The 23,866-nt window shown below is 36.6% G+C and carries 21 protein-coding genes and 1 tRNA gene; 3 read left to right on the top strand and 19 right to left on the bottom strand.

Going from position 1 to position 23,866, the window contains the following annotated elements; all coding sequences use genetic code 11:
• The first annotated feature begins 25 nt into the window (after positions 1-25).
• Complete coding sequence (rpe, locus tag ABD792_RS14870; RefSeq protein ID WP_345007069.1) at positions 26-688, top strand: ribulose-phosphate 3-epimerase; 663 nt, start codon at positions 26-28, stop codon at positions 686-688.
• On the opposite strand, the gene ABD792_RS14865 is transcribed toward rpe, so the two are convergent.
• From ABD792_RS14865 to mraZ, 17 genes are all read right to left on the bottom strand, one after another.
• A complete protein-coding gene (locus ABD792_RS14865; protein WP_345007121.1) occupies positions 685-1,101 on the bottom strand; it encodes a CBS domain-containing protein in 417 nt (138 codons plus the stop codon). The two genes, rpe and ABD792_RS14865, sit on opposite strands and share 4 nt — an antisense overlap.
• Positions 1,102-1,354: 253 nt before the next feature.
• A complete protein-coding gene (locus tag ABD792_RS14860; protein WP_345007068.1) occupies positions 1,355-2,206 on the bottom strand; it encodes a zinc-dependent peptidase in 852 nt (283 codons plus the stop codon).
• Positions 2,207-2,482: 276 nt separating this feature from the next.
• Positions 2,483-2,556, bottom strand: a tRNA-Arg gene (locus ABD792_RS14855).
• A gap of 15 nt (positions 2,557-2,571) precedes the next feature.
• On the bottom strand, positions 2,572-3,021 hold the full coding sequence (locus tag ABD792_RS14850) for a GatB/YqeY domain-containing protein (protein WP_345007067.1): 450 nt from the start codon (positions 3,019-3,021) through the stop codon (positions 2,572-2,574).
• A 212-nt stretch (positions 3,022-3,233) separates the two neighbouring features.
• Positions 3,234-5,204 carry a cell division protein FtsZ gene (gene ftsZ, locus ABD792_RS14845; protein ID WP_345007066.1) on the bottom strand — a complete coding sequence of 657 codons (1,971 nt, stop codon included), beginning with the start codon at positions 5,202-5,204 and terminating at the stop codon, positions 3,234-3,236.
• A gap of 58 nt (positions 5,205-5,262) precedes the next feature.
• A complete protein-coding gene (gene ftsA, locus ABD792_RS14840) occupies positions 5,263-6,576 on the bottom strand; it encodes a cell division protein FtsA (RefSeq protein ID WP_345007065.1) in 1,314 nt (437 codons plus the stop codon).
• 4 nt (positions 6,577-6,580) lie between these two features.
• Positions 6,581-7,303, bottom strand: a complete 723-nt coding sequence (locus ABD792_RS14835; RefSeq protein WP_345007064.1) for a cell division protein FtsQ/DivIB — start codon at positions 7,301-7,303, stop codon at positions 6,581-6,583.
• Positions 7,290-8,642, bottom strand: coding sequence for a UDP-N-acetylmuramate--L-alanine ligase (murC, locus tag ABD792_RS14830; protein ID WP_345007063.1), 1,353 nt, complete (start codon positions 8,640-8,642; stop codon positions 7,290-7,292). Before murC ends, ABD792_RS14835 begins: the two co-directional genes overlap by 14 nt.
• 3 nt (positions 8,643-8,645) lie before the next feature.
• Positions 8,646-9,740 (bottom strand): undecaprenyldiphospho-muramoylpentapeptide beta-N-acetylglucosaminyltransferase, encoded by a 1,095-nt coding sequence (gene murG / locus ABD792_RS14825; protein WP_345007062.1) that lies wholly within the window; start codon positions 9,738-9,740, stop codon positions 8,646-8,648.
• Between the two features lie 106 nt (positions 9,741-9,846).
• The gene (locus ABD792_RS14820) at positions 9,847-11,046 is read right to left on the bottom strand and encodes an FtsW/RodA/SpoVE family cell cycle protein (protein WP_345007061.1); all 1,200 of its coding nucleotides are present in this window, start codon (positions 11,044-11,046) and stop codon (positions 9,847-9,849) included.
• 41 nt (positions 11,047-11,087) lie between these two features.
• Positions 11,088-12,419, bottom strand: a complete 1,332-nt coding sequence (murD, locus tag ABD792_RS14815; RefSeq protein ID WP_345007060.1) for a UDP-N-acetylmuramoyl-L-alanine--D-glutamate ligase — start codon at positions 12,417-12,419, stop codon at positions 11,088-11,090.
• Positions 12,420-13,661: a phospho-N-acetylmuramoyl-pentapeptide-transferase gene (gene mraY / locus ABD792_RS14810; RefSeq protein ID WP_345007058.1), complete on the bottom strand. Its 1,242-nt coding sequence runs from the start codon at positions 13,659-13,661 to the stop codon at positions 12,420-12,422.
• A 10-nt stretch (positions 13,662-13,671) separates the two neighbouring features.
• Positions 13,672-15,135 (bottom strand): UDP-N-acetylmuramoyl-L-alanyl-D-glutamate--2,6-diaminopimelate ligase, encoded by a 1,464-nt coding sequence (locus ABD792_RS14805; protein WP_345007057.1) that lies wholly within the window; start codon positions 15,133-15,135, stop codon positions 13,672-13,674.
• Entirely contained in the window at positions 15,132-17,093 is a 1,962-nt protein-coding gene (locus ABD792_RS14800; RefSeq protein WP_345007120.1) for a penicillin-binding protein, read from the bottom strand. The genes ABD792_RS14805 and ABD792_RS14800 overlap by 4 nt, the downstream gene beginning before the upstream one ends.
• A gap of 58 nt (positions 17,094-17,151) precedes the next feature.
• Positions 17,152-17,475 carry an FtsL-like putative cell division protein gene (locus tag ABD792_RS14795; RefSeq protein WP_345007056.1) on the bottom strand — a complete coding sequence of 108 codons (324 nt, stop codon included), beginning with the start codon at positions 17,473-17,475 and terminating at the stop codon, positions 17,152-17,154.
• An 8-nt stretch (positions 17,476-17,483) separates the two neighbouring features.
• Positions 17,484-18,392 (bottom strand): 16S rRNA (cytosine(1402)-N(4))-methyltransferase RsmH, encoded by a 909-nt coding sequence (gene rsmH, locus ABD792_RS14790; RefSeq protein WP_345007055.1) that lies wholly within the window; start codon positions 18,390-18,392, stop codon positions 17,484-17,486.
• Positions 18,367-18,837, bottom strand: coding sequence for a division/cell wall cluster transcriptional repressor MraZ (gene mraZ, locus ABD792_RS14785; protein WP_345007054.1), 471 nt, complete (start codon positions 18,835-18,837; stop codon positions 18,367-18,369). The genes rsmH and mraZ overlap by 26 nt, the downstream gene beginning before the upstream one ends.
• A 294-nt stretch (positions 18,838-19,131) precedes the next feature.
• On the opposite strand from mraZ, the gene ABD792_RS14780 reads away from it, so the two are divergent.
• Both ABD792_RS14780 and yihA read left to right on the top strand, forming a co-directional pair.
• Entirely contained in the window at positions 19,132-19,896 is a 765-nt protein-coding gene (locus ABD792_RS14780) for an alpha/beta fold hydrolase (RefSeq protein ID WP_345007053.1), read from the top strand.
• Positions 19,897-19,920: 24 nt separating this feature from the next.
• Entirely contained in the window at positions 19,921-20,532 is a 612-nt protein-coding gene (yihA, locus tag ABD792_RS14775) for a ribosome biogenesis GTP-binding protein YihA/YsxC (protein ID WP_345007052.1), read from the top strand.
• Between the two features lie 18 nt (positions 20,533-20,550).
• On the opposite strand, the gene ABD792_RS14770 is transcribed toward yihA, so the two are convergent.
• Together ABD792_RS14770 and ABD792_RS14765 are read right to left on the bottom strand one after the other, a co-directional pair.
• On the bottom strand, positions 20,551-21,645 hold the full coding sequence (locus tag ABD792_RS14770; protein ID WP_345007050.1) for an ABC transporter permease: 1,095 nt from the start codon (positions 21,643-21,645) through the stop codon (positions 20,551-20,553).
• A 7-nt stretch (positions 21,646-21,652) separates the two neighbouring features.
• Positions 21,653-23,788 (bottom strand): carboxy terminal-processing peptidase, encoded by a 2,136-nt coding sequence (locus ABD792_RS14765; RefSeq protein ID WP_345007119.1) that lies wholly within the window; start codon positions 23,786-23,788, stop codon positions 21,653-21,655.
• Positions 23,789-23,866: the final 78 nt, after the last annotated feature.

Here is a 23,866-nt window from a genome sequence, read left to right as displayed (position 1 = left end):
GCAAAAAACTTCAATAAAAACAAAAATGAATTCCAAATTAATAGCTCCTTCTGTACTAGCAGCCGATTTTGCAAATCTTCAACGTGACATAGAAATGGTAAACGAAAGTGATGCCGATTGGTTCCATATAGACATAATGGATGGCGTGTTTGTTCCTAATATTTCGTTTGGAATGCCTGTTTTAGAAGCAATTTCTAAGCACGCAAAAAAAACCATAGATGTTCATCTTATGATTGTAGACCCTGACAGATATATAAAAACTTTTGCAAATTTAGGGAGCAATATACTTACAGTACACTATGAAGCTTGTACGCATTTACACCGTACGCTTCAAGCTATTAAAGCCGAAGGCATGAAGGCTGGAGTCGCACTAAATCCGCATACTAATATTAATGTTTTAGAAGACACGATTAACGATATTGACTTAGTTTGCATTATGAGTGTCAATCCTGGTTTTGGCGGCCAAAGTTTTATTGAAAACACCTATAGTAAAGTCAAGCAACTTAAAGAGCTCATTACCCGCAAAAATGCCTCTACCCGCATTGAAATCGACGGAGGTGTAACCAACAAGAATGCCAAAGCGCTCGTTGATGCCGGTGCTGATGTTTTAGTTGCTGGAAGCTATGTTTTTAAAAGTACTAATCAATTAGAAACTATAAAAGATTTAAAGCTAATAGCCAACTCCTAAAGTTGATCTAGTAAATATTTTATTAAATCGGTTGTTGTCACAATACCAACCAAAACAGCATCATCCACAACAGGTAGTGCATGAAATTCATTTTCTGCTAATATTTCAGCCGCCTGCTTGATGGTTGTATCACTGGAAATACTGGTTACATTTTTAGTCATTACCTGCTCAATTGTGAACATATTATATACTACTGTATCTACATTATGTTCATCTTCGGTAGCATCGGCAAAACTTATTCTCAACAGATCGGTGTAGCTCAACATTCCAATGACACATTCGCCAACCACTACAGGAATATGTCTTATTTTGTGTCTTTTAAAAAGCATTTCTGCTCTTGTTAAATCTTCTGACCGACGTAATGCAATAACATTTTTACTCATTATTTCGGAAACTGGCATACTTCTTTTCATGTCTATCGGTTTTAATTTCAAAATAAAATTAAGCTTATAAACAATTAAAAAGTATGATAAAAATCATGTTAAACATTAGTTTCACATAATAATGATGCTGTAACGATTGTTAGTCCCTTAACGAATCTTGTTCAAGTAACAAAAGCTGTCTCTTTTGGTTAAATCCTAAAAGATTTTTGCATATGAAGTCTGTTTTTCTGCAGAGACCTTGTTTGCTTAATTTATAAGGCACAAACTTATATTTTTATTAATGCTAATAATTAGCTACATTAAAATTAAGCATTTGTTTAACTTTCATATAAATTTCAGGGAATTGAGCTTTAAACTCATGAGGAGTTTCAATAAAATTTTCAATAGCTACTGCTAAAAACTCAAACTGATTTGTATAGGCGTAGTTTCTAAAATAGGCCGACATCTTTATAGCGTCCCGTAATGCTTCATTTGCATTTATAAGCATCGATAATTCTTTAAAAGAATCACTAAATATTGTAGAACTCACATCTCGTTCTTTCATACTATTTATATGAATGGCATGTGTAAGCTCATGAATTCCTAAATTTAAATTGTCTTCTCCATTTTTAAATCCTTGCTTAAAATCTTCCCAAGATAAAACAAGGGCCTTTAGCTTAGGGTTAAACTCTCCTTTATGATAGGCTTTGTTAGTATGGGAATAAAACTTCTTTGGGTAAATTACAATCTTGGAAATAAGTCCTATATAATAATCTCGAAAACCAAAAGTTAGCATAACTGCCGTAGCTCCAATGAGCACTTTCATTTCTTCGGTTATGGTCAGCCCATCCCTACCTATAAAATCCTTATCATTTATAAAGGACACCAAACGGTGCTCAAAATACTTTTTTTCCTTTTTAGTTAATTTATTATAAAATGAAAATTGCTTCTTTAAAATGGCTAACTGATCATTAGACAAACGTCGTAAGTACAAATAAAAGTGAACATATAATGGCTTTTTGTATTTTATCACGTAAGCCATTTCTACCAACTTAATAGCATATCTTAAAAACATATACGCCAATACAGCAAATACAATTCCAAGAATTATTTTACTTCCTAAACTATATTGTTTAGCTATTAAAACAAAAGCCATATAATCTTAACGATTCATTTACAATTAAAATTATACCATTTCTAAATTAGTAATGGCATTACAAGATAAGCATTAGACTTTTACAAAAACAAAATCCAACCAGTTATTACTAACTAATTGGATTTTCCCAGTGACCGCGGAGGGATTAACTAGTGTTGATCCCTACAACGCTCCGCGTTGAAAATCACAAAAAGAATCACTTCACAATTTTCAAAAAAAGAAGCGAGTTTCATTTTGAAACTCGCTTCATGATTCACTTTTTTTGTGATTCATTCGTGACCGCGGAGGGATTCGAACCCCCAACCCTCAGAGCCGAAATCTGATATTCTATCCAGTTGAACTACGCAGCCATTACGTTTATATTTTTAAGCTAATTGCTCTTTAACTATATTGGAAATGGTTTTACCGTCTGCTTTTCCTGCTAACTCTTTACTAACAATTCCCATGACCTTACCCATATCTTTCATACCTTGGGCACCAATATCGGCAATTACTTTTACAACAACTTCTTTTATAGCCTCTTCGCTTAAAGCCTCAGGCAAAAACTGACTTATTACTTCTGCTTCAGCTAGTTCTGGAGCTGCTAAATCTTCGCGCCCTTGGTCTATGTAAACCGCTGCGCTATCTTTACGCTGTTTTACTTGTTTTTGAAGTATTTTAAGTTCTTGCTCTTCTGTTAACTCTGCCTGAGCCCCACTTTCTGTCTGCGCTAATAATATGGCTGATTTTACAGCTCTTAAAGCTGTTAAGGCTGTTTGATCTTTAGCCTTCATAGCTTCTTTTAGTGCCGTCATTATGTCTTGTTGTAAACTCATTATTATACGTTATAAAGTAGCTGCGAATATAAAAAATAGATTGTTGCTTACATAAAGAATATTGCAAAAAATACTTTAATACCATTTCTTCTAACCTAGAAATACTAAAATAAACTCTGCATCTATTTGTTTAGACAAAAACAAAACCCGATAAGCTGAGGGAAACTTATCGGGAATCATAACTAAGTAAGGTCAGTGTATATTATATTCTTTTAATCAACATTATCGTGTAAAAAAGAATTGTTGCTCCTTAATTGAATATCGTCGTTATCATCAACGCCAATGCTAGTTCTTGACATATCGGTTTCAGAAGAATGTTTTGCATCTTCTAAATTAACACCTTGTCGCTTGTAGGCTGGTATTTTTTCGATATCATCAATTTTTGCATTATTGAACTTATAATTGAAATCCTTCATCTTTCTTCTGCGTTCTGCAGCACGTTCTTTAAGCATGTCAGAAATAGGACTGTTCATTGGATCTACCTCATCTGCTGGTATTTCCTGTGTCTCTTGTGGCTCTACTTGTTTCTTTTCGAACACAATATCGCTAGGCTCTAGATCGTCTAAAGTTTCCTTTTGTTTAATCTGTTTTCTAGTTGTTGTAGATTCTAATTCAATATAGTCATCTAAAGCATAACGCACTTCTCCTTGTTCACTGGCTTCTGTAACGGTAATAAGCTCTATATAATCCTTTACGGGGATTTTCTTTATGCTATCGTTAATTGTATTTAAGCTATCTGTTGTATCTTCTTTTTCGACATTTCCCTTATTAGTGGAACTTATTGGCATATCAAAAGTTAAGGTAATCTGTTGTTCTTCTTCAACATCAACTTTTTCTACATTTGCCATTTTTGTTACCGGCTTTATCACAAAGTCTTCTTCTTCTTGATAATTGGCCTTAACTTCATCATAAACCACGTTTATATTCTTAATAGCTTCAGATGTGGGTACCATACCGTCGTCTTCCAAATGTTTTACGGAAGATTTTTTATTGATTACACTATTCTCTGGTGTACCAAATTCTAAATCTTCAGAATCGACATCTAAAGTATGTCTAACGATTGGAGGGTCTTTTTTCTTCTCTAGCTCGATAACTGGTGCTATAATAACCGGATCTTTATCGGCATTACTCAATTCTTTATCTTCAGTTAGTGAATGAATTACCTTTTTTGTTTCTGTATTAGAAATTTCGTCTTGTTGTTCTACATTAAAACCAGTAGCTATAATGGTAACTGCAATAGATTCTTCTAGTGATTCATCTTCACCAACCCCCATAATAATATTGGCACCGTGCCCTGCTTCATTTTGGATATGATCGTTAATCTCACCAATTTCATCAATGGTAATTTCCTGAGCTCCAGAAACGATAAGCAGTAATACATTTTTAGCTCCTGTAATTTTATTATCGTTTAACAACGGCGAGTCTAATGCTTTTCGTATTGCTTCTTGCGCACGATTTTGGCCAGAAGCCAAGGCAGATCCCATAATAGCAGTGCCACTATTGCTTAATACAGTTTTAGCATCACGTAAATCGATGTTTTGTGTATAGTGATGGGTAATAACTTCGGCTATACCACGAGCAGCAGTAGATAGCACTTCGTCTGCTTTAGAGAACCCTGCTTTAAAGCCAAGGTTACCATAAACTTCACGAAGTTTGTTGTTATTGATTACAATTAAAGAATCGACTACACTACGCAGGTTTTCAATACCTTTTTGGGCTTGCTCTAACCGCATCTTACCTTCAAATTGGAAAGGCATGGTTACAATCCCCACTGTTAAAATATCTAAATCCTTAGCCATTTTAGCAATAATAGGTGCTGCACCTGTACCTGTACCACCCCCCATACCTGCGGTAATAAAAGCCATTTTGGTATTGCTGTCCAGCATTTGGGAAATATCCTCAAAGCTTTCTACAGCAGATTGCTCTCCTATATCAGGATTTGCGCCGGCTCCCAATCCTTCTGTAAGGTTAAGTCCTAATTGAATTTTATTAGGCACACCGCTATTTTGAAGTGCTTGCGCGTCTGTATTACAGATATAAAAATCTACACCTTTTATACCTTGTTGGAACATATGGTTAATGGCATTGCTACCACCGCCACCAACACCAATAACCTTAATGACATTTGATTGGTTCTTGGGCAAATCAAATGTTATGCTTTCGAATTCTTTTTTGCTGCTCATAAATTCTGTTTTACTGGTATTAATACTTTAATTTTTACTTTTCTTTTCAATGGATTTTTTATTCTGCGTTATCAAGAAAATCCTTGACACGTTCGGTTAACTTATCTAAAAAAGAGCGACGCTCTTTTACTGGTTTCTCAATAGTTTCCTCTTCGGGCACTTCCGTTTCATGGGCTTTAGCTTTTTCAGATTCGGCTTCTACACGTTTTCTTTCTTGACGCTTCAAGCCGTCTAACACCAAACCTACAGCTGTAGCATATAGAGGACTTGTTATGTCCGCATCGCTATCACCCGCCAAATGCTCATTAGGATACCCAATTCGGGTATCCATACCGGTAATATACTCTACCAACTGCTTTAAGTGTTTTAACTGTGCTCCTCCACCTGTTAATACAATACCGGCTATTAATTTTTTCTTTTGCTCTTCGTGTCCGTAATTTTTAATCTCAACATAAACCTGTTCTATTATTTCAACTACACGGGCATGAATGATTCTTGAAAGGTTTTTTAAAGTTATTTCTTTTGGTTCTCTACCTCTTAAACCTGGAATGGACACGATCTCGTTATCCTTATTTTCACCGGGCCAAGCAGATCCAAACTTAATTTTTAATAGTTCTGCTTGCTTCTCAATAATGGAGCAGCCTTCTTTTATGTCTTCAGTTATAACATTGCCCCCAAACGGGATAACGGCTGTATGACGAATAATACCGTCTCTAAATATTGCCAGATCGGTAGTTCCTCCTCCTATATCGATAAGTGCTACACCTGCTTCTTTTTCTTCTTGACTTAAAACAGCATTTGCTGATGCTAATGGCTCTAGAGTAATACCTTCCAGGTTTAGTCCAGCACTTTGCACACAACGACCTATGTTACGTATGGATGACACTTGACCTACAACCACATGAAAATTCGCTTCCAAACGTCCTCCGTACATTCCAATAGGTTCCTTTATTTCGGCCTGACCATCAACTTTATATTCTTGAGGTAACACATGGATAATTTCTTCGCCAGGAAGCATTACCAATTTGTGGACTTGATTGATAAGTCGGTCTATATCGTCATCATCGATAACATGCTCAGAATTTGGTCTGGTAATGTAATCACTATGTTGTAAGCTGCGTATATGCTGCCCTGCAATACCAACTGTAACACCTTCTATTTTCATATCGGCTGCTACTTCTGCCTCCTGTACAGCTTGCTGGATAGACTGAATGGTTTGCGTAATATTATTTACGACACCACGGTGCACGCCCAAACTTTTGGATTTACCAATACCCAAAATTTCTAATTTTCCGTAATCGTTTTTACGGCCAATCATTGCCACAATTTTTGTGGTTCCTATATCTAATCCAACTGCTATATTATGCTCCATAGATTTACGCTTTGGTACACACTACTTGGTTATCAAATTGCAAATTGACTTTTTTATAATCATCAAGCGTTTTCTCTTTTAAGCTTTTTTGATAAAACGCTTTTAGGTTATTTATTTTTTTATCTAAATTCATTACATCTCCTAATTGCACTAGAAACTTACATTGTCTGAGTTTTAAATAAATAGTCTTATCTATACTCTGATGAATCTCAAAAACATTCTTTTTTAAGAAAGCATCATTTCTAATTTTGTTTGCAACTTTATAAACATTTTTTAAGTTATTCTTTTCAACAAAACCTGTAACAAGTGGCACTCTAGCTGAATAATTTGTTGACAATGGCATAAAGAAACCTTCATCATCGATATAGTAAGATGCATTAGTGCTTACTCTAGCAATTGGGTTTCTTTGTTCAATATCAGCATTAAGTGTACCATTAACAGTAACATACACTTCGGCAGTTTTAATCATTGGGTTAGAATTCAGGGCATTCTCCAGCTTATTCAAAGCTAAAGTTTCTTTAGCTACATTTTTAAGGCCTTCTTGATTTTGTATTAACAATTTACTAACAGTCTCAATAGTTATAAAAAGATTGTTTTCACCAATAAAAGTAACCACAGGTTTAGACACTTTCCTTACCGCATTCCTTCCTGAAGCAAAAGCATATAAAAAGCCTACCAGCAACAGTAGCAAAATCATTTTTACGTATGTCCAATTACTCTGTGACACTAAATTCTTTTTTTATATATTTAACTTGTTCTCCTATATCACCAGCTCCAATCGTGAGCATAACTTGTGCCTTACTTTCATGAATTTTTTCAAGCAACTCCGCTTTGCTAACCATTTGTTTGTTTGTACAATTAATTTTACCCATTAACCACTCCGATGTCACTCCCTCAATAGGTAATTCTCTTGCCGGATAAATATCAAGCAGCATTACCTCATCAAATTGCGACAAGCTTTTGGCAAATTCATTAACAAAATCACGTGTTCTGGTATATAAATGTGGCTGAAAAATAGCCAACACCCTTTTGTCTGGATACATTTCGCGCACCGCCTGATGTACTGCATTGATTTCTTCTGGATGGTGGGCATAGTCATCTATAAACACCATATCTTTGGTCTTTATATGATAAGTAAAACGTCTTTTAACACCCTTATAGGATGCTAAAGCTTTAGCGAGCTGCTGGTAAGGGCAACCATATTCTACAGCCATCGCCAAAGCTATTAACGCATTAGACAGGTTATGTCTACCCGGTAAGTTAAACTCTAAATCTTTAAGTATGGTTTTTGGTGTTTTTACATCAAAAACATATGCACCATTTTTTATTTTAATATTTTGAACCGAATAATCGGAGTCATCTTCTATACCATAGGTAATACCTTGTAAAGGCAACCCCCTTTTAACAAATAATTTACCATTAGGTTTTATTTTTTTTGCAAAGGCAGCAAACGATTCATTCAACGCATCGGCTACTCCATAAATATCCAAATGGTCAGCATCCATAGAAGTAATACAAGCAATATCTGGCGAAAGCGTTAAAAACGATCGATCGAACTCGTCTGCCTCAACCACAGAAACCTCGGTACCCTTGATAATTAAATTTGAATTATAATTTTCACTAACACCTCCTAAGAAGGCTGTCAATGCCACATTACTTTCAAACATTAAATGCCCCAAAATACTGGTAGTGGTAGTTTTTCCATGGGTACCCGCTACAGCCAAACAAAATGTATTTTGGGTAATTATTCCTAAAACCTGAGAGCGCTTTAAAACAACAAATCCATGACCATTAAAATATTCAAGTTCTTTATGGTCTCTGGGAACCGCCGGCGTATACACCACTAAAGTCGTTCTTTTATCAAGGAAAGCATCTCCTATATTCTCAATAGCATCTTCAAAATGTACAGCAACACCCAACTCTTCTAAACTATTGGTAATATCTGTTTGCGTTTTATCGTAGCCTGCAACCTGCTTGTCATTGGCCTTGAAATAACGTGCCAAGGCACTCATACCTATACCTCCTATACCAACAAAATAAATATTATGTATACTGCTTAAATTCATATACTATTTATTGAGAAGTTTTTCTACTTCGTCCGCTATTTCAATTGTTGCATTTACCAATGCCATTTTCTTTATATTGCTCCCCATCTGTTTTTGTTTTTCTGGAGACGCTATAAGCTGTGAAAACCGATGTTCAAAATCAACTTCTAGATCTTTCTCCTGAATCAACATTGCTGCATCCTGCTCTACAATCGCCATTGCATTTTTAGTCTGGTGATCTTCGGCTACATTAGGAGATGGTATAAAAATTACTGGTTTACCTACAATACACAATTCGGAAACCGAACTTGCTCCGGCTCTTGATATAACTATATCGGCTGCAGCATAAGCATAATCCATATTATTCAAGAACTCATAGACTTGCACATCCTTGGTATGGTTATAAATTCTATATTGCTGATAATACAACTTGCCACATTGCCATATTATTTGAACATTTTTAGTATCTAAAAAATCCAATTCTTTCTCTATAAGCTCATTGATACGTCTAGCCCCCAGACTACCTCCCAACACCAGTAACGTATACTTTCCATGCTTTAAGTTGAAAAAATTTTTAGCTTCAACTGCTTTCGTATCAATATCTAATAAATCTTGTCTTACTGGATTTCCCGTTTTTATAATTTTATCTTCTGGAAAAAAACGATCCAGAGCATCGTAAGCCACACATATTTTATCTACTTTCCTAGCCAATAGTTTATTGGTTATTCCCGGGAATGAATTTTGTTCTTGTATTAAGCACGGCACATTATTGGACGCTGCCACTTGCAGCATGGGACCACTGGCAAAACCTCCAGTCCCTATTACCACATCGGGCTTAAAAGTCTTGACAATTTTTCGGGCATTCCACAAACTACTTATTAGCTTAAACGGAAACATCAGGTTCTTTAATGTTAATCGTCGCTGAATTCCTGAAATCCACAAACCTTTGATAGCGTATCCTGCCTGAGGCACTTTTTCCATCTCCATACGATCCTTGGCACCAACAAACAAAAACTCCGCTTCGGGGAATCGCTTTTTTAATTCGTTGGCAATAGCGATGGCAGGGTAAATATGCCCCCCTGTTCCGCCTCCAGACAATATGATCTTATATCTTTTCATTTCTTTTAATCTTTCCCTACTAGGAAAACAACTTCTTTTTTCAATCTTTTTTCAAAACCCACAAGGCTTTAAAAAACCTTGCAGGTTTTATGATTAGTCACTCATGTTATATCGTTTCCGTTAAAATTTCTAACGGATTGTCTTCAAAGCTTTCTTTTTCCTGTTCTTTAATCTCTTCCCGTTTTACACTTACACTCAATATAATTCCAATTGCCAAACAGGTCATCCAAATAGAGGTTCCTCCACTACTAATTAAAGGTAACGTTTGTCCTGTTACAGGAAACAGCTCAACAGCTACTGCCATATTAATAAATGCCTGAAAGACTATAGGCAAGCCCACCCCCAGCACCAATAATTTCCCGAAAACCGTATCGGCTTTTTGCGATACAATAACAATTCTAAACAGTAACCACATATACAAGATCACCAAGACAAAACCTCCTATCAGACCGTATTCCTCAACAATAATTGCAAAAATGAAATCGGACGATGACTGCGGTAAAAAGTTCTTTTGAATACTTTTTCCAGGCCCTACTCCTTGAATTCCTCCTGATGCAATGGCTATCTTAGCCTTTTCTATTTGATAATCTGCCTCTGTATCTTCTCCGTTAGAATAATTCTTAATTCTATTCTCCCAAGTAGTAACTTTTACATTTAGAGGTCCTGTAGTGAGTTTTGCTACCATTATAAAAAATACCAAGGCCACAATCCCAAAACCAAATATAACCCCCAGATAACGCACGGGATACCCTCCCAAAAACACCAATACAGTTACCATAGAAAACATAATGGCTGCTGTGGAAAAATTAGATGGCAAGATTAAAGCCAACACTAAAAATACTGGTCCCCACAAGGGCAATATGGACTCTTTAAACGTAATTGTCTTTTCTTTAATCTTTGACATATACCGAGCTACATAGACCATAAGCACCACAAAGGCAAAAGTAGATGTTTGAAAAGACACACCTACAATCGGAATTCTAATCCACCTACTAGCACTGGCACCTCCCATAACTGTACCTTGCAGCATTGTAACCACCAAGAGCACCAAAACAAAGGGAATCATTATTAGTGATAGCCCCCTAAAGTAACGATAGGGTATTTTATGAACTCCATACATAATTACAAACCCCAAGAAAAGATGCATAAAGTGCTTGACAAAAAACACAAAGGTATTGCCATCTCCTGTATCGTATGCCAAATCACTAGCTGCACTGTAAACAGGTAAGAATGAGAAAATAGCCAACAACGCCGCTATTGCCCAAATTAAACGATCTCCTTTTATGTTTTTAAATACTTCTTGCACTTTTTTTACAATATATCGCTACCACATATACCTAATTTTACCTATAAGTTTCTCACGGCTTCCTTAAACTGGCGCCCGCGATCTTCATAATTTTCAAATAAATCAAAGCTTGCACATGCGGGCGACAATAACACATTATCTCCACTCTCTGCAATTTTATAAGCTATCTTTACTGCCTCACTCATATACTGAGTCTCGACAATAACATCAACCATGTTACCAAAGGTTCGCATAAGCTTTTCGTTATCTACGCCTAAGCAAATAATAGCTTTCACCTTTTCATTTACAAACGAAAATAATTCTTCATAATTGTTTCCTTTATCTTCTCCGCCAACAATCCAAACGGTAGGCGCATCCATACTTTCCAGAGCATAGTATGTAGCATTTACATTGGTTGCCTTGGAATCGTTTATATACTGCACTTTATTAATTTTTAAAACGTGCTCTAACCTATGCTCAACCGCTTGGAAGTTTTCCAAACTTTCTCGAATGGTTTGTTTTCTTATTTTTAATAAGTGCGCTACAGCCGAGGCTGCCATAGCATTTTTAACATTGTGCTTCCCTTCTAATGTCAGGCTTGTTGTTGGCATAATTATATAATTGTTATCTATTGTTATTGTTATATTTTCTTTATCTAAATACACACCATTTTCCACAAATTGTGTTAATGAAAATGGTACTAATGTCGATTGAACTGGGTACTTTTTTAACCAATTAACTATTACTTCATCATCTGCATCATAGATTAAAAAATCATCTTTTGTCTGATTTTCGGCAATTCTAAACTTTGACGCGATGTAATTTTCAAATTTGTAATCGTATCGATCTAAATGATCGGGCGTGATATTGGTAATTACGGCTATGCCTGGCTTAAAGTCAATGATATCGTCCAACTGAAAACTACTAATCTCCAACACGTAGTTTGGATAATCATATTCGAGAACTTGCTTCGAAAAGCTATCTCCAATATTACCAGCTAGCCCCACTTCTATCTCCTGGCTTAATATATGATGCGTCAAAGTTGCCGTAGTGGTTTTACCATTGCTACCTGTTATACCAACAATTGTTGCATTAGTATACCCAGAAGCAAACTCAATTTCGGACACAACCTTAACACCTTGCTTCCTGATTTTCTTTACCAACGAAGCCTTATCTGGTATCCCTGGGCTTTTCATAACGACATCGGCACTCAGAATCTTTGCTTCAGAATGCATACCCTCCTCCCATTCAATCTCATTATGTATAAGAACGTCTTTATATTTTTCTTTAATTACTCCTTTATCAGAGACAAAAACATCATAATTCTTTACTTTTCCCAAAAGTGCTGCTCCCACACCGCTTTCTCCTCCTCCAAGCACAACCAACTTTTTCATCTATCTAATCTTCAACGTGACAATCGATATAATAGCCAATAGAATCCCAATGATCCAAAAACGGGTTGTTATCTTGCTTTCATGATATCCCGATTTCTGAAAATGGTGATGCAGTGGTGCCATTTTAAATATGCGACGCCCCTCCCCATACTTTTTCCTGGTATATTTAAACCAAGTTACCTGAAGTACTACCGACAGATTCTCAGCCACAAAAATGCCACACAATACAGGTATTAACCATTCCTTTCTAACCGCTATGGCTATAACAGCAATAATACCTCCAATTGTCAGACTCCCTGTATCGCCCATAAAAACCTGGGCTGGAAATGTATTGTACCACAAGAAACCTATAAGTGCTCCTGCAAAAGCCGCTATATAAATTGTGATTTCTTCCACTCGCGGGATGTACATAATATTCAAGTAATCTGAAAAAATAATATTACTGGAAACCCATGCAAAAATCCCAAGGGTAAGTACAATAATAGCCGAGGTTCCCGCCGCCAAACCGTCAATACCATCAGTAAGATTAGCCCCATTGGACACAGCTGTTACAATAAGTATGGTCACCAAAATAAAAATGACCCAAGCATACTTACTTAAATCTGGATGTATCCATGTAATAATATCGGAGTAATCAAACTCGTTCCCTTTTACAAAAGGAATGGTAGTTTTTGTAGAATGCATTTCTGCCCCAAACAACTTAGAGGGCGCTGCATTAGCATCTGCACTCAATATTTGTTGCTGCTCTGCCAATGGCAGTTTTTCCTTTATGGTTACGTCTGAATGAAAAAACAAAGTCGCACCGACAATAACCCCTAATCCTACCTGACCAAGTACTTTAAAGCGCCCCTTTAAGCCTTCTTTATCATTTTTAAATTTCTTAATATAATCATCAATAAAACCAATAGTCCCCATCCAAAGGGTTGTAACGATTAAAAGGATAATATATACATTCTCCAATTTAGCCAACAGAAAAACAGGAATCAATGTAGCAAGGATAATAATTACCCCTCCCATGGTAGGTGTCCCTGCTTTTTCCACCTGTCCTTTAAGTCCAAGATCCCTAATGGTTTCCCCCACCTGTTGTTTTTGTAAAAAACGAATGATACGTTTCCCGTAAATGGTTGAAATAAGCAAAGACAAAATCATTGCAAAAGCCGCTCTAAAGGTTAAAAAACCAAATAGGGAAGCCCCTGGAAACTGAAATTGCTTTTCTAAATACTCAAATAAGTAATACAACATTGGCTTTAAACTACTTTTCTAATTGTTTTAAAAATTCCTGAACGATCTTGTAATCATCAAAATCAAAGCGTTTTCCTTTTATTTCCTGATACGTTTCATGTCCTTTACCCGCTATAAGAATGATATCATTAGACTGGGCCATTTGACAAGCCACCTTAATAGCTTGCCTTCTATCCTCTACAGTTAAAATCTTTTTAAAGTTTTGAGGTTCAACACCAGCCTCGACCTCTTTTAAAATAGCTTCAGGCTCTTCGCTTCTAGGGTTATCACTCGTAAACACAACTTTAGTGCTTAATGCCGAAGCTATGTGTCCCATTTTTGGTCTTTTTGTCTTATCTCTATCACCCCCACAACCAACAACGGTTATTAAGGTCTCATTTTTTGTACGTATACTGTTAATGGTCTCCAGTACATTTTTAAGCGCATCGGGCGTGTGTGCATAATCCACGATAGCCGTTATCTTTTCGTCTGAAATAAAATACTGAAAGCGTCCACTTACACTTTCCAGCAAGCTCAACAAACGAAGTATTTCTTCCTTTTCAAGCCCCAACAACTCTGCCGTGGCATAAATAGCCAATACGTTATACGCATTAAAATTTCCAATGAGCCTGGTCCAGACTTCACTATCGTTGATTTTCAACAATAGGCCACTAAACTGATTTTCTAGTATTTGAGCCCTAAAATCGGCATAGTTCTTTAGTGCATAAGTAAACTTCTTAGCCTTGGTATTTTGAAGCATTACCAAACCGTTTTTATCATCGACATTAACCAAGGCAAAGGCTTTTTCTGGCAATGCATCAAAAAACGACTTTTTCACATCCCGGTATTCTGCAAATGTGTTATGATAATCTAAGTGATCATGGGACAAGTTGGTAAATATCCCTCCTTCAAAACACAAACCTTCTGTCCTGCTTTGATGGATTCCATGCGAGCTCACTTCCATAAAGCAAAACTCAACACCGGCATCGTTCATTTCCTTTAAGTACTTATTAATCGTCAGCGAATCGGGCGTAGTATGCGTAGCCTTGTAAACTGTATCGTCCACCATTATTTTAACAGTAGACAACAAGCCCACTTTAAAACCTGCTTCTTTAAACAACTGATACAACAAACTGGCTATTGTTGTTTTTCCATTGGTTCCTGTTACCCCTACAAGTTTTAAGTTTTCCGATGGTGCGCCATAAAAATTAGAAGCCATAATTGCCAAAGCCTTATTTGCATTCTCAACTTCAACATATGTAATACCTTCGGTCATCTTCTCTGGCATCACTTCACAAATTACAACACTAGCCCCTTGGCTAATTGCCGACTCTATAAAATCGTGACCATCGACCTTGTATCCACGAATAGCAACAAACATATTATTGGCAGCGATATTACGAGAATCAAAATCGATCGCATCAATTTCAACTCCCGTACTACCTACCACCGCGTTTATAGGGACTCTATATAATATGTCTTTTAACACCATCATGATGCCTTTAATACAACTAACTGATTAAACTTTAACTTTGCATCTTTATCTATAGACTGCTTTCTAACCACACCATTTCCTTCTAACTTCACTTTTACCTTAACATCCATATTCTCTAAAAGCGCCAATGCGTCCATAGCTGGCATCCCTACAACATTAGGCATAACGGTTTTATATAATTTAACCGCTTCATAAAATTTATCATGATCGTTTTCCGTTGAAGCATTTTTAACTTCCAGCGACTGCACCTCATCAACTATTGGCGTATCTGTAAATATTTTTTGCGCAATTTTTTCAAACACTGGACCAGAAACATCGGCTCCGTAATACCCGACACTTTTATCTGGCTCATGAATAACCACAATGCAAGAATACTTGGGCTTATCTGCAGGAAAAAAGCCAGCGAAAGAAGAGATGTAATTCATCTTGTCCTTTTTCGCATAATCTTTTTGACATGTTCCTGTCTTTCCTGCCATCGAAAAATTTTCAGAATACAGACGATGTCCTGTTCCATGCTTTTTTTCAACCACATTTTTCAATAGTTGCTTAACCTTTTTCACCGTTTCCTTAGAACATATTTGCTTATCAATTACCACTTTCTTAGATGGCTCAATTACTTTGTCAAATTCCTTAACTTCTTTTAAAAATTGAGGTTTAACTAATTCTCCATCATTGGCAATCGCATTATAAAAAGCTAAGGTTTGCAATGGCGTAAACGACACACCATATCCATAAGCCATCCACTGCAGGGCTATACCACTCCAACGCCCATTTTTCACTCTCGGATCAGGAATAATCGGCTTAGGCTCACCTATTAGAGGCAAATCCAGATCCTTATTAAGATGCATGGCATACAAGCGATCCACAAACTTCTCAGGATTTTTACCATATGCCTTATCAATAGCCTTAACTATCCCGGTATTTGAAGACACCTCAAAAGCTTCAGAAATCGAAATCTTCCCATAGCCGCCACGACGCGAATCACGCACTTTCTTTCCATAAAAACTTAAAACACCCTTCTCGGTATCCACCACGTCACTAGTATCAATCAATTTATCCTCTAAGGCAGCAGTTACAGCCATAAGCTTGAACGTAGACCCAGACTCATGACTCTCTCCAACAGCATAGTTTAAGCGCTCGTAATAAAAACCTTTACTAGTACGCCCCAAATTTGAAATCGCCTTTATTTCTCCCGTTTTAGTTTCCATAACCACTACACATCCATGATCAGCCTTATACTTCTCTAACTGCTCTAAAAGCGCATGATGCGCAATATCCTGAATATTAACATTAATGGTGGTATAGACATCATAACCATCTTTAGGTTCTTCCTGATTAAAATCAGTGATTGGCTTCCATTTCCCTTTACCAATCTTCTGCTTCAAACGCCTACCGTCTGTACCTCTTAAATATTTCTCCCCAAAAGCACCGCTTATTCCAGCCCTTGCAACATGCCCATCTTCATCAAACCGCTCATATCCTATGGTGCGCCTCGCTATGCTCCCCATTGGGAATTCAGGCTTCGCTTTTTGTTCCACAATCAGTCCTCCTTTATTTGCTCCTAATCTCAGTAATGGAAAATTGCGAAAACGCAAATAATCGCTATAACTTATATCCCTCACCAACAAATAGTATTGATTCCCATTTGCACGTGCTTTACGTATTGCTTTTTGATAATAAGCTGATGTTTTCCCCAAATAATTAGCCAACGAATCACATAAGGGCTTAATATTAGCCTCAAAAGTTTTAACTGAAGAGGTCACCGCATCAATAGCTATATTGTATTTGGGTATTGAGGTAGCCAACAAACTACCGTCATCAGCATATACATTACCTCTATTTGCTGGAATAACCACATTTTTAACGGCACGCTTCTCTACCAATTCCCTATATTTATCACCTTGCACAAATTGAATACTCAACAACTTAAACACAACAGCAATACCAAAGATGAACATACACCCTGCTACAAAATACGATCTATTCAATATGCCCTTCTCGTTTACAGCCAAGTCTTTAATTTTGCGATTTAACCATTATTTTTTTTGGCGGAACCACCGAAGGTTCCAACCCTTTTTCTTTCATCTCTTCAATAATATTCGACTCCATTTTTAGACGCATAAACTTTGAACGTCCATCTACAAAAGCCGACCGCATCTCTTTCACCTCATTATTGAGTCGCGCAATCTCATACACCTTTTTATCTGCACTGTGCGAGCTCGCTATCATGACCAATGCCAAAACAGAAATAAAAATGATGAAGCGCCAATTTTTAAACGCATCATCGCTAACCAAAAAAGTACCTTTTAATATGTTATATACACTTCTTTTTGCAGCCATATTGTTAATTATATCTTTTCAGCTATTCTAAGCTTAGCACTTCTGGCTCGGCTATTAACCTCTATTTCCTCTTTAGATGGCACAATTAAACCATTTACTTTTTTTAGCGGCACCTCAAAATTCCCAAAGACATCACGCTCTGGCTCACCTTCAAACATACCGTTCCTAATAAAACGCTTCACCAACCTATCTTCAAGTGAGTGATACGAAATAACACTCAGTCTTCCTCCTACCTTCAGCACCTCTGGCGTTTGTTCTAAAAACTCTTTTAAAACCTGAATCTCCTGATTCACCTCAATACGGATCGCTTGATAAATTTGCGCCAACACTTTGTTTTCATATCGTGGCGGCAAAAACTTTTTCAACACCGCTTTTAACTGCTCACTGGTTACAATTGGCTCTTGCTCTCGATGCGCAACAATCATCCTTGCCATTGCTGGCGCTGCCCTCAACTCACCATATTGCAAAAACACCTGCCTTAACTGCTCTTCTTCATATTCATTGACCACATGAAAAGCCGACAACTCATTTTGCTGATTCATTCGCATATCCAAATTAGCCTCAAACCGTGTTGAGAAACCGCGTTCTGCAACATCAAACTGATGCGATGACACACCGAAATCTGCCAAAACACCATCCACCTCCTTCACGCCATAAAACCTCAAAAAACGTTTTAGATACCTAAAGTTTTCATTAATCAGCACAAACCGACTGTCATCAATAGCATTTTTTAAAGCATCCTGATCTTGATCAAAAGCAAACAAACGCCCTCCTTCTCCCAAACGACTTAATATCTCCCTACTATGCCCTCCTCCTCCAAAAGTCACATCAACATACGTCCCTCCTGGCTTCACAGCCAGTCCATCAACGGTTTCTTTCAATAATACCGGGTTATGATATTCCATAATCATCGTCATCTTGTCCCATTACTTCTTCTGCCAATTCCGCAAAGTCATCAGCTGCATCGTCAATAGCCTGCTCATACAAGTCCTTATCCCATATTTCAACAATGTTAATAGCCGAAGCAACTACTATATTCTTAGAAATATTTGCAAAGACAGTCAAATCCTTAGGTATCAACAAGCGCCCATTAACATCCACCTCAACCATTTTAACTCCCGCCGTAAAGCGACGAATAAAATCGTTATTCTTTTTCTTAAACTTATTTAACTTGTTGATTTTTTGCATTAGCACCTGCCATTCCGCCATAGGGTACAATTCCAAACATTTTTGAAAGACCGAACGACGCAACACAAAACCTTCCCCCAACACTGGAGACAGTTGCTTTTTAAGCGCAACAGGCATCATAAGTCTGCCTTTTGCATCTACCTTACATTCGTATGTCCCTATTAATGAATCCAATGCGATTGGTTAAAGCTATTGTGTTAGTTTTTCAAATATATTGAAAAATTTACCACATTTTACCACATTCTACCACTTTGTTGATAATTTTTCGACCAAATACGCATCCACCTCGTTTTACATCCCTTACAAACACTACACCTGTTAATTATCAACAGGTTACACCAACTCTCATTAGAAACCATACTTATTAACATTATTTTTTAAAGCAAATATTTTTACAGATTGAATTAAAGTAGTTGAAATATCAATGAAATAACTATATTTGTTTTTAATGCAATGATCAACTTATTAATGACAGACAGATTAAAAAAAGAAGGAATTTATAGTTATGTAGAAGCCGGAGAAGGTACGCCAATTATAGTACTACATGGCCTTATGGGTGGGTTGAGCAATTTTGATTCTGTTTTAAATTTTTTCAGCACTAAAGGATATAAAATCATAATTCCAGAGTTACCTATCTACTCTATGTCACTGCTTAAAACCAATGTAAAAAGTTTCGCTAAATACTTATACGATTTTATTGAGTTTAAAGGTTTTAAAGATGTTATTCTATTAGGCAATTCATTGGGCGGCCACATAGGCCTATACCACACCAAACTCTTCCCTGAAAAAGTCAAGGCTCTGATTATAACCGGAAGTTCTGGCCTTTATGAAAGTGCCATGGGAGGCGGTTACACCAAGCGTAGTGATTACGAAGTCATTAAAAAGAAGGCTCAAGAGGTGTTTTATGATCCTGAGGTCGCCACCAAGGAAATTGTTGACGAAGTTTACACAACTGTTAATGATCGAAACAAACTCATAAAAACACTAGCTATTGCAAAAAGTGCCATAAGACACAATATGGCTAAAGATTTGCCTAATATGCATTTACCAACATGTATTATTTGGGGAAAAAACGACACTGTTACTCCTCCTGAAGTCGCAGAAGAATTTAATAGCCTACTGCCCAATTCCGATTTGTATTGGATAGACAAATGTGGGCATGCTGCCATGATGGAACATCCTGAGACATTCAACACTATTATGGATGCGTGGTTAAAAGAAAAAGGCTTATAAACTTTAATCAAAAGCTACAAATAAATGCTTATTAAATCTGCTGAATTTGTAATGAGCAATTCCGATGTTGCCAAATGCCCCAAGGGCACATTACCTGAATATGCCTTTATTGGCCGTAGTAATGTTGGCAAATCGTCGCTAATCAATATGCTAACCAACAGAAAAAGTTTAGCAAAAACATCGGGCAGACCAGGAAAAACACAGCTTATTAATCATTTTTTGATCAACAAGAACTGGCACTTAGTCGATTTACCTGGCTATGGGTACGCTCGGGTTTCCAAAAGCTCCAAAAAGACCTTTCAAAAGTTCATAACGCAATATTTTAGTTTTCGACAACAATTGGTAACAGCTTTTGTTTTGGTAGATATTAGACACACTCCTCAACCCATTGATCTCGAATTTATGCAGTGGCTAGGCGAAAATGGCATTCCTTTTAGCATCATATTCACTAAAGCCGACAAACTAAAACCCAATGCCATTAACAACCACATTGAAGCTTACAAGAATATTCTTTTAGAGACTTGGGAAGAAATGCCTAATCATTTTATCACATCTTCTTCTAAAAACACAGGAAAGGAAGAAGTATTACATTATATAGACAATTTAAATACCAATATAAACTCGAGTTCGAATTAAAAAAACACCAACCGCTTTTTAGCTTTTCACATCAAAAGCATCCCGCAAGGCATTTCCAACCAGCATAAAAGCCATTACAATGCCCATAATACAAAACCCTGGTATTAGCGCCAAATAAGGTTTCCCTAGTATAATGTAATTATAATGATCTTTTATCATTGCACCCCAACTAGCCATCGGCGGCTGTGCTCCAATCCCCAAAAAACTAAGCCCACTTTCTATTAAGATGGCTGCTGCAAAATTAGCTGCCGATATAACAATAACGGGAGCCATGATATTTGGCAAAATATGCTTGGTAATTATCCGAAAATCTCCAAAGCCCAAAGCCCTAGCCGCTGTTACATATTGCATTTCCTTAACACTTATTATTTGACCACGCACCACTCTAGCAACCTCCACCCACATAGTTAAACCAACAGCAATAAAGACTTGCCAAAATCCTTTTCCTAAAGCCAAGGTTATAGCTATAACAAGTAACAGCGTAGGTATAGACCAGGTTACATTTATAATCCACATAACAAGAGCATCGATTTTCCCTCCAAAATAACCTGCTACGCTCCCCATAAACACGCCAATTACAAGCGATATAAAAACCGCAACAAAGCCTATAAAAAAAGAGATACGCGTCCCTACCATCACGCGACTCAGCATATCCCTCCCATACTTATCTGTCCCAAAATAAAAGGTTCTTTCTTTAACAAGATCGGTCGTATTATAATCCTTAAAATCGGACAAGTCAATCATCTTCTGTTGTCCTTCCAAGCCATCTGAAGCATACTCTGTATAGGCCAGCATATTCTCCTTTATAGTAAATTCTGAAATTGGGATTTCTGTAGCAGTATTAATATCACCAAAAAACAACTTATTAAAACCACTTTGTTTTACATTCAACTGCGATGGCATTACAAGCATACTAACTTTAAACCCCGGTGGTTTTGAGTGAATAGTCAAATGCATTTGATTAGCATACCTCGAATTATCAGGTGATATAACATAAGCGAATATAGCAACCAAACCAACCAACACAATAAAACAGAAACTAAAAACGCCCCAAAAGTTCTTTTTAAACTTTTGGAGCGCTAAATGTTTTAGCGAATTGGATTTTTGAACCATTACAGACTTATTCTTTTATAGTCGCTACTTTTTTTACCGCATAAGACATTTTTAAATCTGTCAACACATTTAAAGCTTCTTCTATGTACACATCTCGACTTAAGCTCTCGTGCCAACGGTTTCGTTTTTCCTTTAAATCGGTAGTATCCTTTTCAAAAAGAGACTTTTCATAACTTGTTGAGTCGAACGTTAAGTTGGTCTTATAATCTGCGATAGCATCAAACCGCTTGGCTTCTTGTTCACTTAATTCTATATCGGATTTATACTTTTTATAGTTTAAAGAAAAAACCGTTTCATCTATTTTACTTTTTACCCATTTAGCATTTTCTTCAATAAGTTTCAACTGTTCGTTATGCCCCATTCTATCCTTACTTTTACTAATGGTATTCTCATAATCGAAATAATTTTCCCAAGGTGAAAAATCGGCTGCATCGATCTCATCCCAAGGCAGGGGATTATCTTTATCCTTCTCTCCTACTTCTATAAAACTAAATCGCCCTGGCACTTTAACATCACTTTTAACGCCTTCTAACTGCACAGATCCTCCACTTATTCGGTAATACTTTTGAGTGGTTAAAGCCAAAGCTCCCAAATCTCCACTAGTATTATTTCGAAGCATATTATTGAGGTTAATAACATTTTGTACAGTTCCTTTTCCATATGTTTGCTTACTTCCAATAACTATAGCACGCTTATAATCTTGCATAGCTGCTGCCATAATTTCTGAAGCTGAAGCAGAAATTTCATTAACTAAAATAACTAAAGGCCCATCCCAAGCTATGGATTTATCCCTGTCTTTCAAGACCTCTTTAGCACTACCGGTACTACGCACCTGCACTACTGGCCCTTCTTTAATAAACAAACCTGCCATATCTACAACAGCAGGCAAAGATCCACCGCCATTATTACGTAAATCCAACACCAAGCCCTCCATTCCTTCGGCTTTTAAACGTTCAATCTCTTCCTTTACATCTTTGGCTGCATTCAATTTCTTGTAATCTTGAAAGTCTACATAAAATGCTGGCAAGTTAATAACCCCGAATGTTTTTCCTTCCTTTTTAACAACCGAAGATTTTGCATAGGTTTCCATAATTTCCACCACATCCCTGGTAATGGTAATATCTTTTATGGTACCATCAACTTTTTTCACTGTTAAGGTTACCTTGGTTCCTTTAGGTCCTTTAATATACTTAATAGCATCATTAATTCGCATCCCTACGATGTTTACAGGAAATTCCTCATCTTCTTGCTTTACCTTCAATATTACATCTTCAACTTCTAACTCTCTACCTCTCCAAGCAGGCCCGCCAGAAATCAATTCTACTACTTTTATATAATCCATTCGTTTTTGCAGCCTTGCTCCAATCCCCTCAAGCTTTCCTTTCATTCGAATATCGAAATCTTCCTTACCTCTTGGTGCTAAGTAATAGGTATGCGGATCGAACTCCTCCACAATAGTATTCACATAAACAGCAAACCAGTCTTCTCTTTGTAAATCATCAATATTATCATTAAAGTAAACGTCTATGGATTTTAATGTAGCTTCCCTTGCTTCTTTTTCTATTTCAGCTTCTGTTTTCATAACATGGGAAGCATCTTTTTCCTTCGCTTGGGTTTCTTGATTATATATATCGTCATAATACGAAAGAGTAGAAAACTTAAGTTGTTTTCTCCAACGTTCTTTCATTTCTTTTTTATTCTTAACAAAATCGCTGTTTTCATAATTGGTATCGAAGGTTTCATCAATAGAATAGTCAAAAGGCTTTGACAGCACTTCTTTGTATATTCCCTTTATTTCTTCTATACGTTGTAATAATCTAGAATTTACCAAGTTAAAAAATGAAATATCCGCAACCTTTATTTGGTCATCAATATCTAATTTAAACGTTTCGAATTCTTCTATATCTGATTTATAAAAATAACGTTTAGCTGGATCGGTAATCTCAATATAATCTTGAAAAAAGTCGGCAGAAAAACCATCGTTAATCTCAATTGGATCAAAATGTCCTTGTTGTAAAACAAATGTAATCACTTGCATTAGCAACTTATCTTTATCTGGGTCGCTAAATGTCTTGGTCGTAAAGCTACATGAGGCAAATGCCAATAGAAAAACCAACAGTAATACCTTATAATTCCTTTTCATAATTTTCTTCATCTCTTAATTTCTTTATCATATTTAGGCCGTAAAACTTTTCAATATTACTTCACGCCCTAAAACCTT

The organism is Snuella lapsa, assembly GCF_039539345.1.
Taxonomy (GTDB): Bacteria; Bacteroidota; Bacteroidia; order Flavobacteriales; family Flavobacteriaceae; genus Snuella; species Snuella lapsa.
Note: the sequence above shows the minus strand (reverse complement) of the source record. Positions and strands in the feature narration are given on the sequence as shown.

Coding starts and splice junctions, on each gene's coding strand:
- rpe (WP_345007069.1), top strand. CDS start 26: ATGAATTCCAAATTAATAGCTCCTTCTGTACTAGCAGCCGATTTTGCA.
- ABD792_RS14865 (WP_345007121.1), bottom strand. CDS start 1,101: ATGAAAAGAAGTATGCCAGTTTCCGAAATAATGAGTAAAAATGTTATT.
- ABD792_RS14860 (WP_345007068.1), bottom strand. CDS start 2,206: ATGGCTTTTGTTTTAATAGCTAAACAATATAGTTTAGGAAGTAAAATA.
- ABD792_RS14850 (WP_345007067.1), bottom strand. CDS start 3,021: ATGAGTTTACAACAAGACATAATGACGGCACTAAAAGAAGCTATGAAG.
- ftsZ (WP_345007066.1), bottom strand. CDS start 5,204: ATGAGCAGCAAAAAAGAATTCGAAAGCATAACATTTGATTTGCCCAAG.
- ftsA (WP_345007065.1), bottom strand. CDS start 6,576: ATGGAGCATAATATAGCAGTTGGATTAGATATAGGAACCACAAAAATT.
- murC (WP_345007063.1), bottom strand. CDS start 8,642: ATGAATTTAAGCAGTATACATAATATTTATTTTGTTGGTATAGGAGGT.
- murG (WP_345007062.1), bottom strand. CDS start 9,740: ATGAAAAGATATAAGATCATATTGTCTGGAGGCGGAACAGGGGGGCAT.
- murD (WP_345007060.1), bottom strand. CDS start 12,419: ATGAAAAAGTTGGTTGTGCTTGGAGGAGGAGAAAGCGGTGTGGGAGCA.
- mraY (WP_345007058.1), bottom strand. CDS start 13,661: ATGTTGTATTACTTATTTGAGTATTTAGAAAAGCAATTTCAGTTTCCA.
- ABD792_RS14805 (WP_345007057.1), bottom strand. CDS start 15,135: ATGATGGTGTTAAAAGACATATTATATAGAGTCCCTATAAACGCGGTG.
- ABD792_RS14800 (WP_345007120.1), bottom strand. CDS start 17,093: ATGTTCATCTTTGGTATTGCTGTTGTGTTTAAGTTGTTGAGTATTCAA.
- ABD792_RS14795 (WP_345007056.1), bottom strand. CDS start 17,475: ATGGCTGCAAAAAGAAGTGTATATAACATATTAAAAGGTACTTTTTTG.
- rsmH (WP_345007055.1), bottom strand. CDS start 18,392: ATGACGATGATTATGGAATATCATAACCCGGTATTATTGAAAGAAACC.
- ABD792_RS14780 (WP_345007053.1), top strand. CDS start 19,132: ATGACAGACAGATTAAAAAAAGAAGGAATTTATAGTTATGTAGAAGCC.
- yihA (WP_345007052.1), top strand. CDS start 19,921: ATGCTTATTAAATCTGCTGAATTTGTAATGAGCAATTCCGATGTTGCC.
- ABD792_RS14770 (WP_345007050.1), bottom strand. CDS start 21,645: ATGGTTCAAAAATCCAATTCGCTAAAACATTTAGCGCTCCAAAAGTTT.
- ABD792_RS14765 (WP_345007119.1), bottom strand. CDS start 23,788: ATGAAAAGGAATTATAAGGTATTACTGTTGGTTTTTCTATTGGCATTT.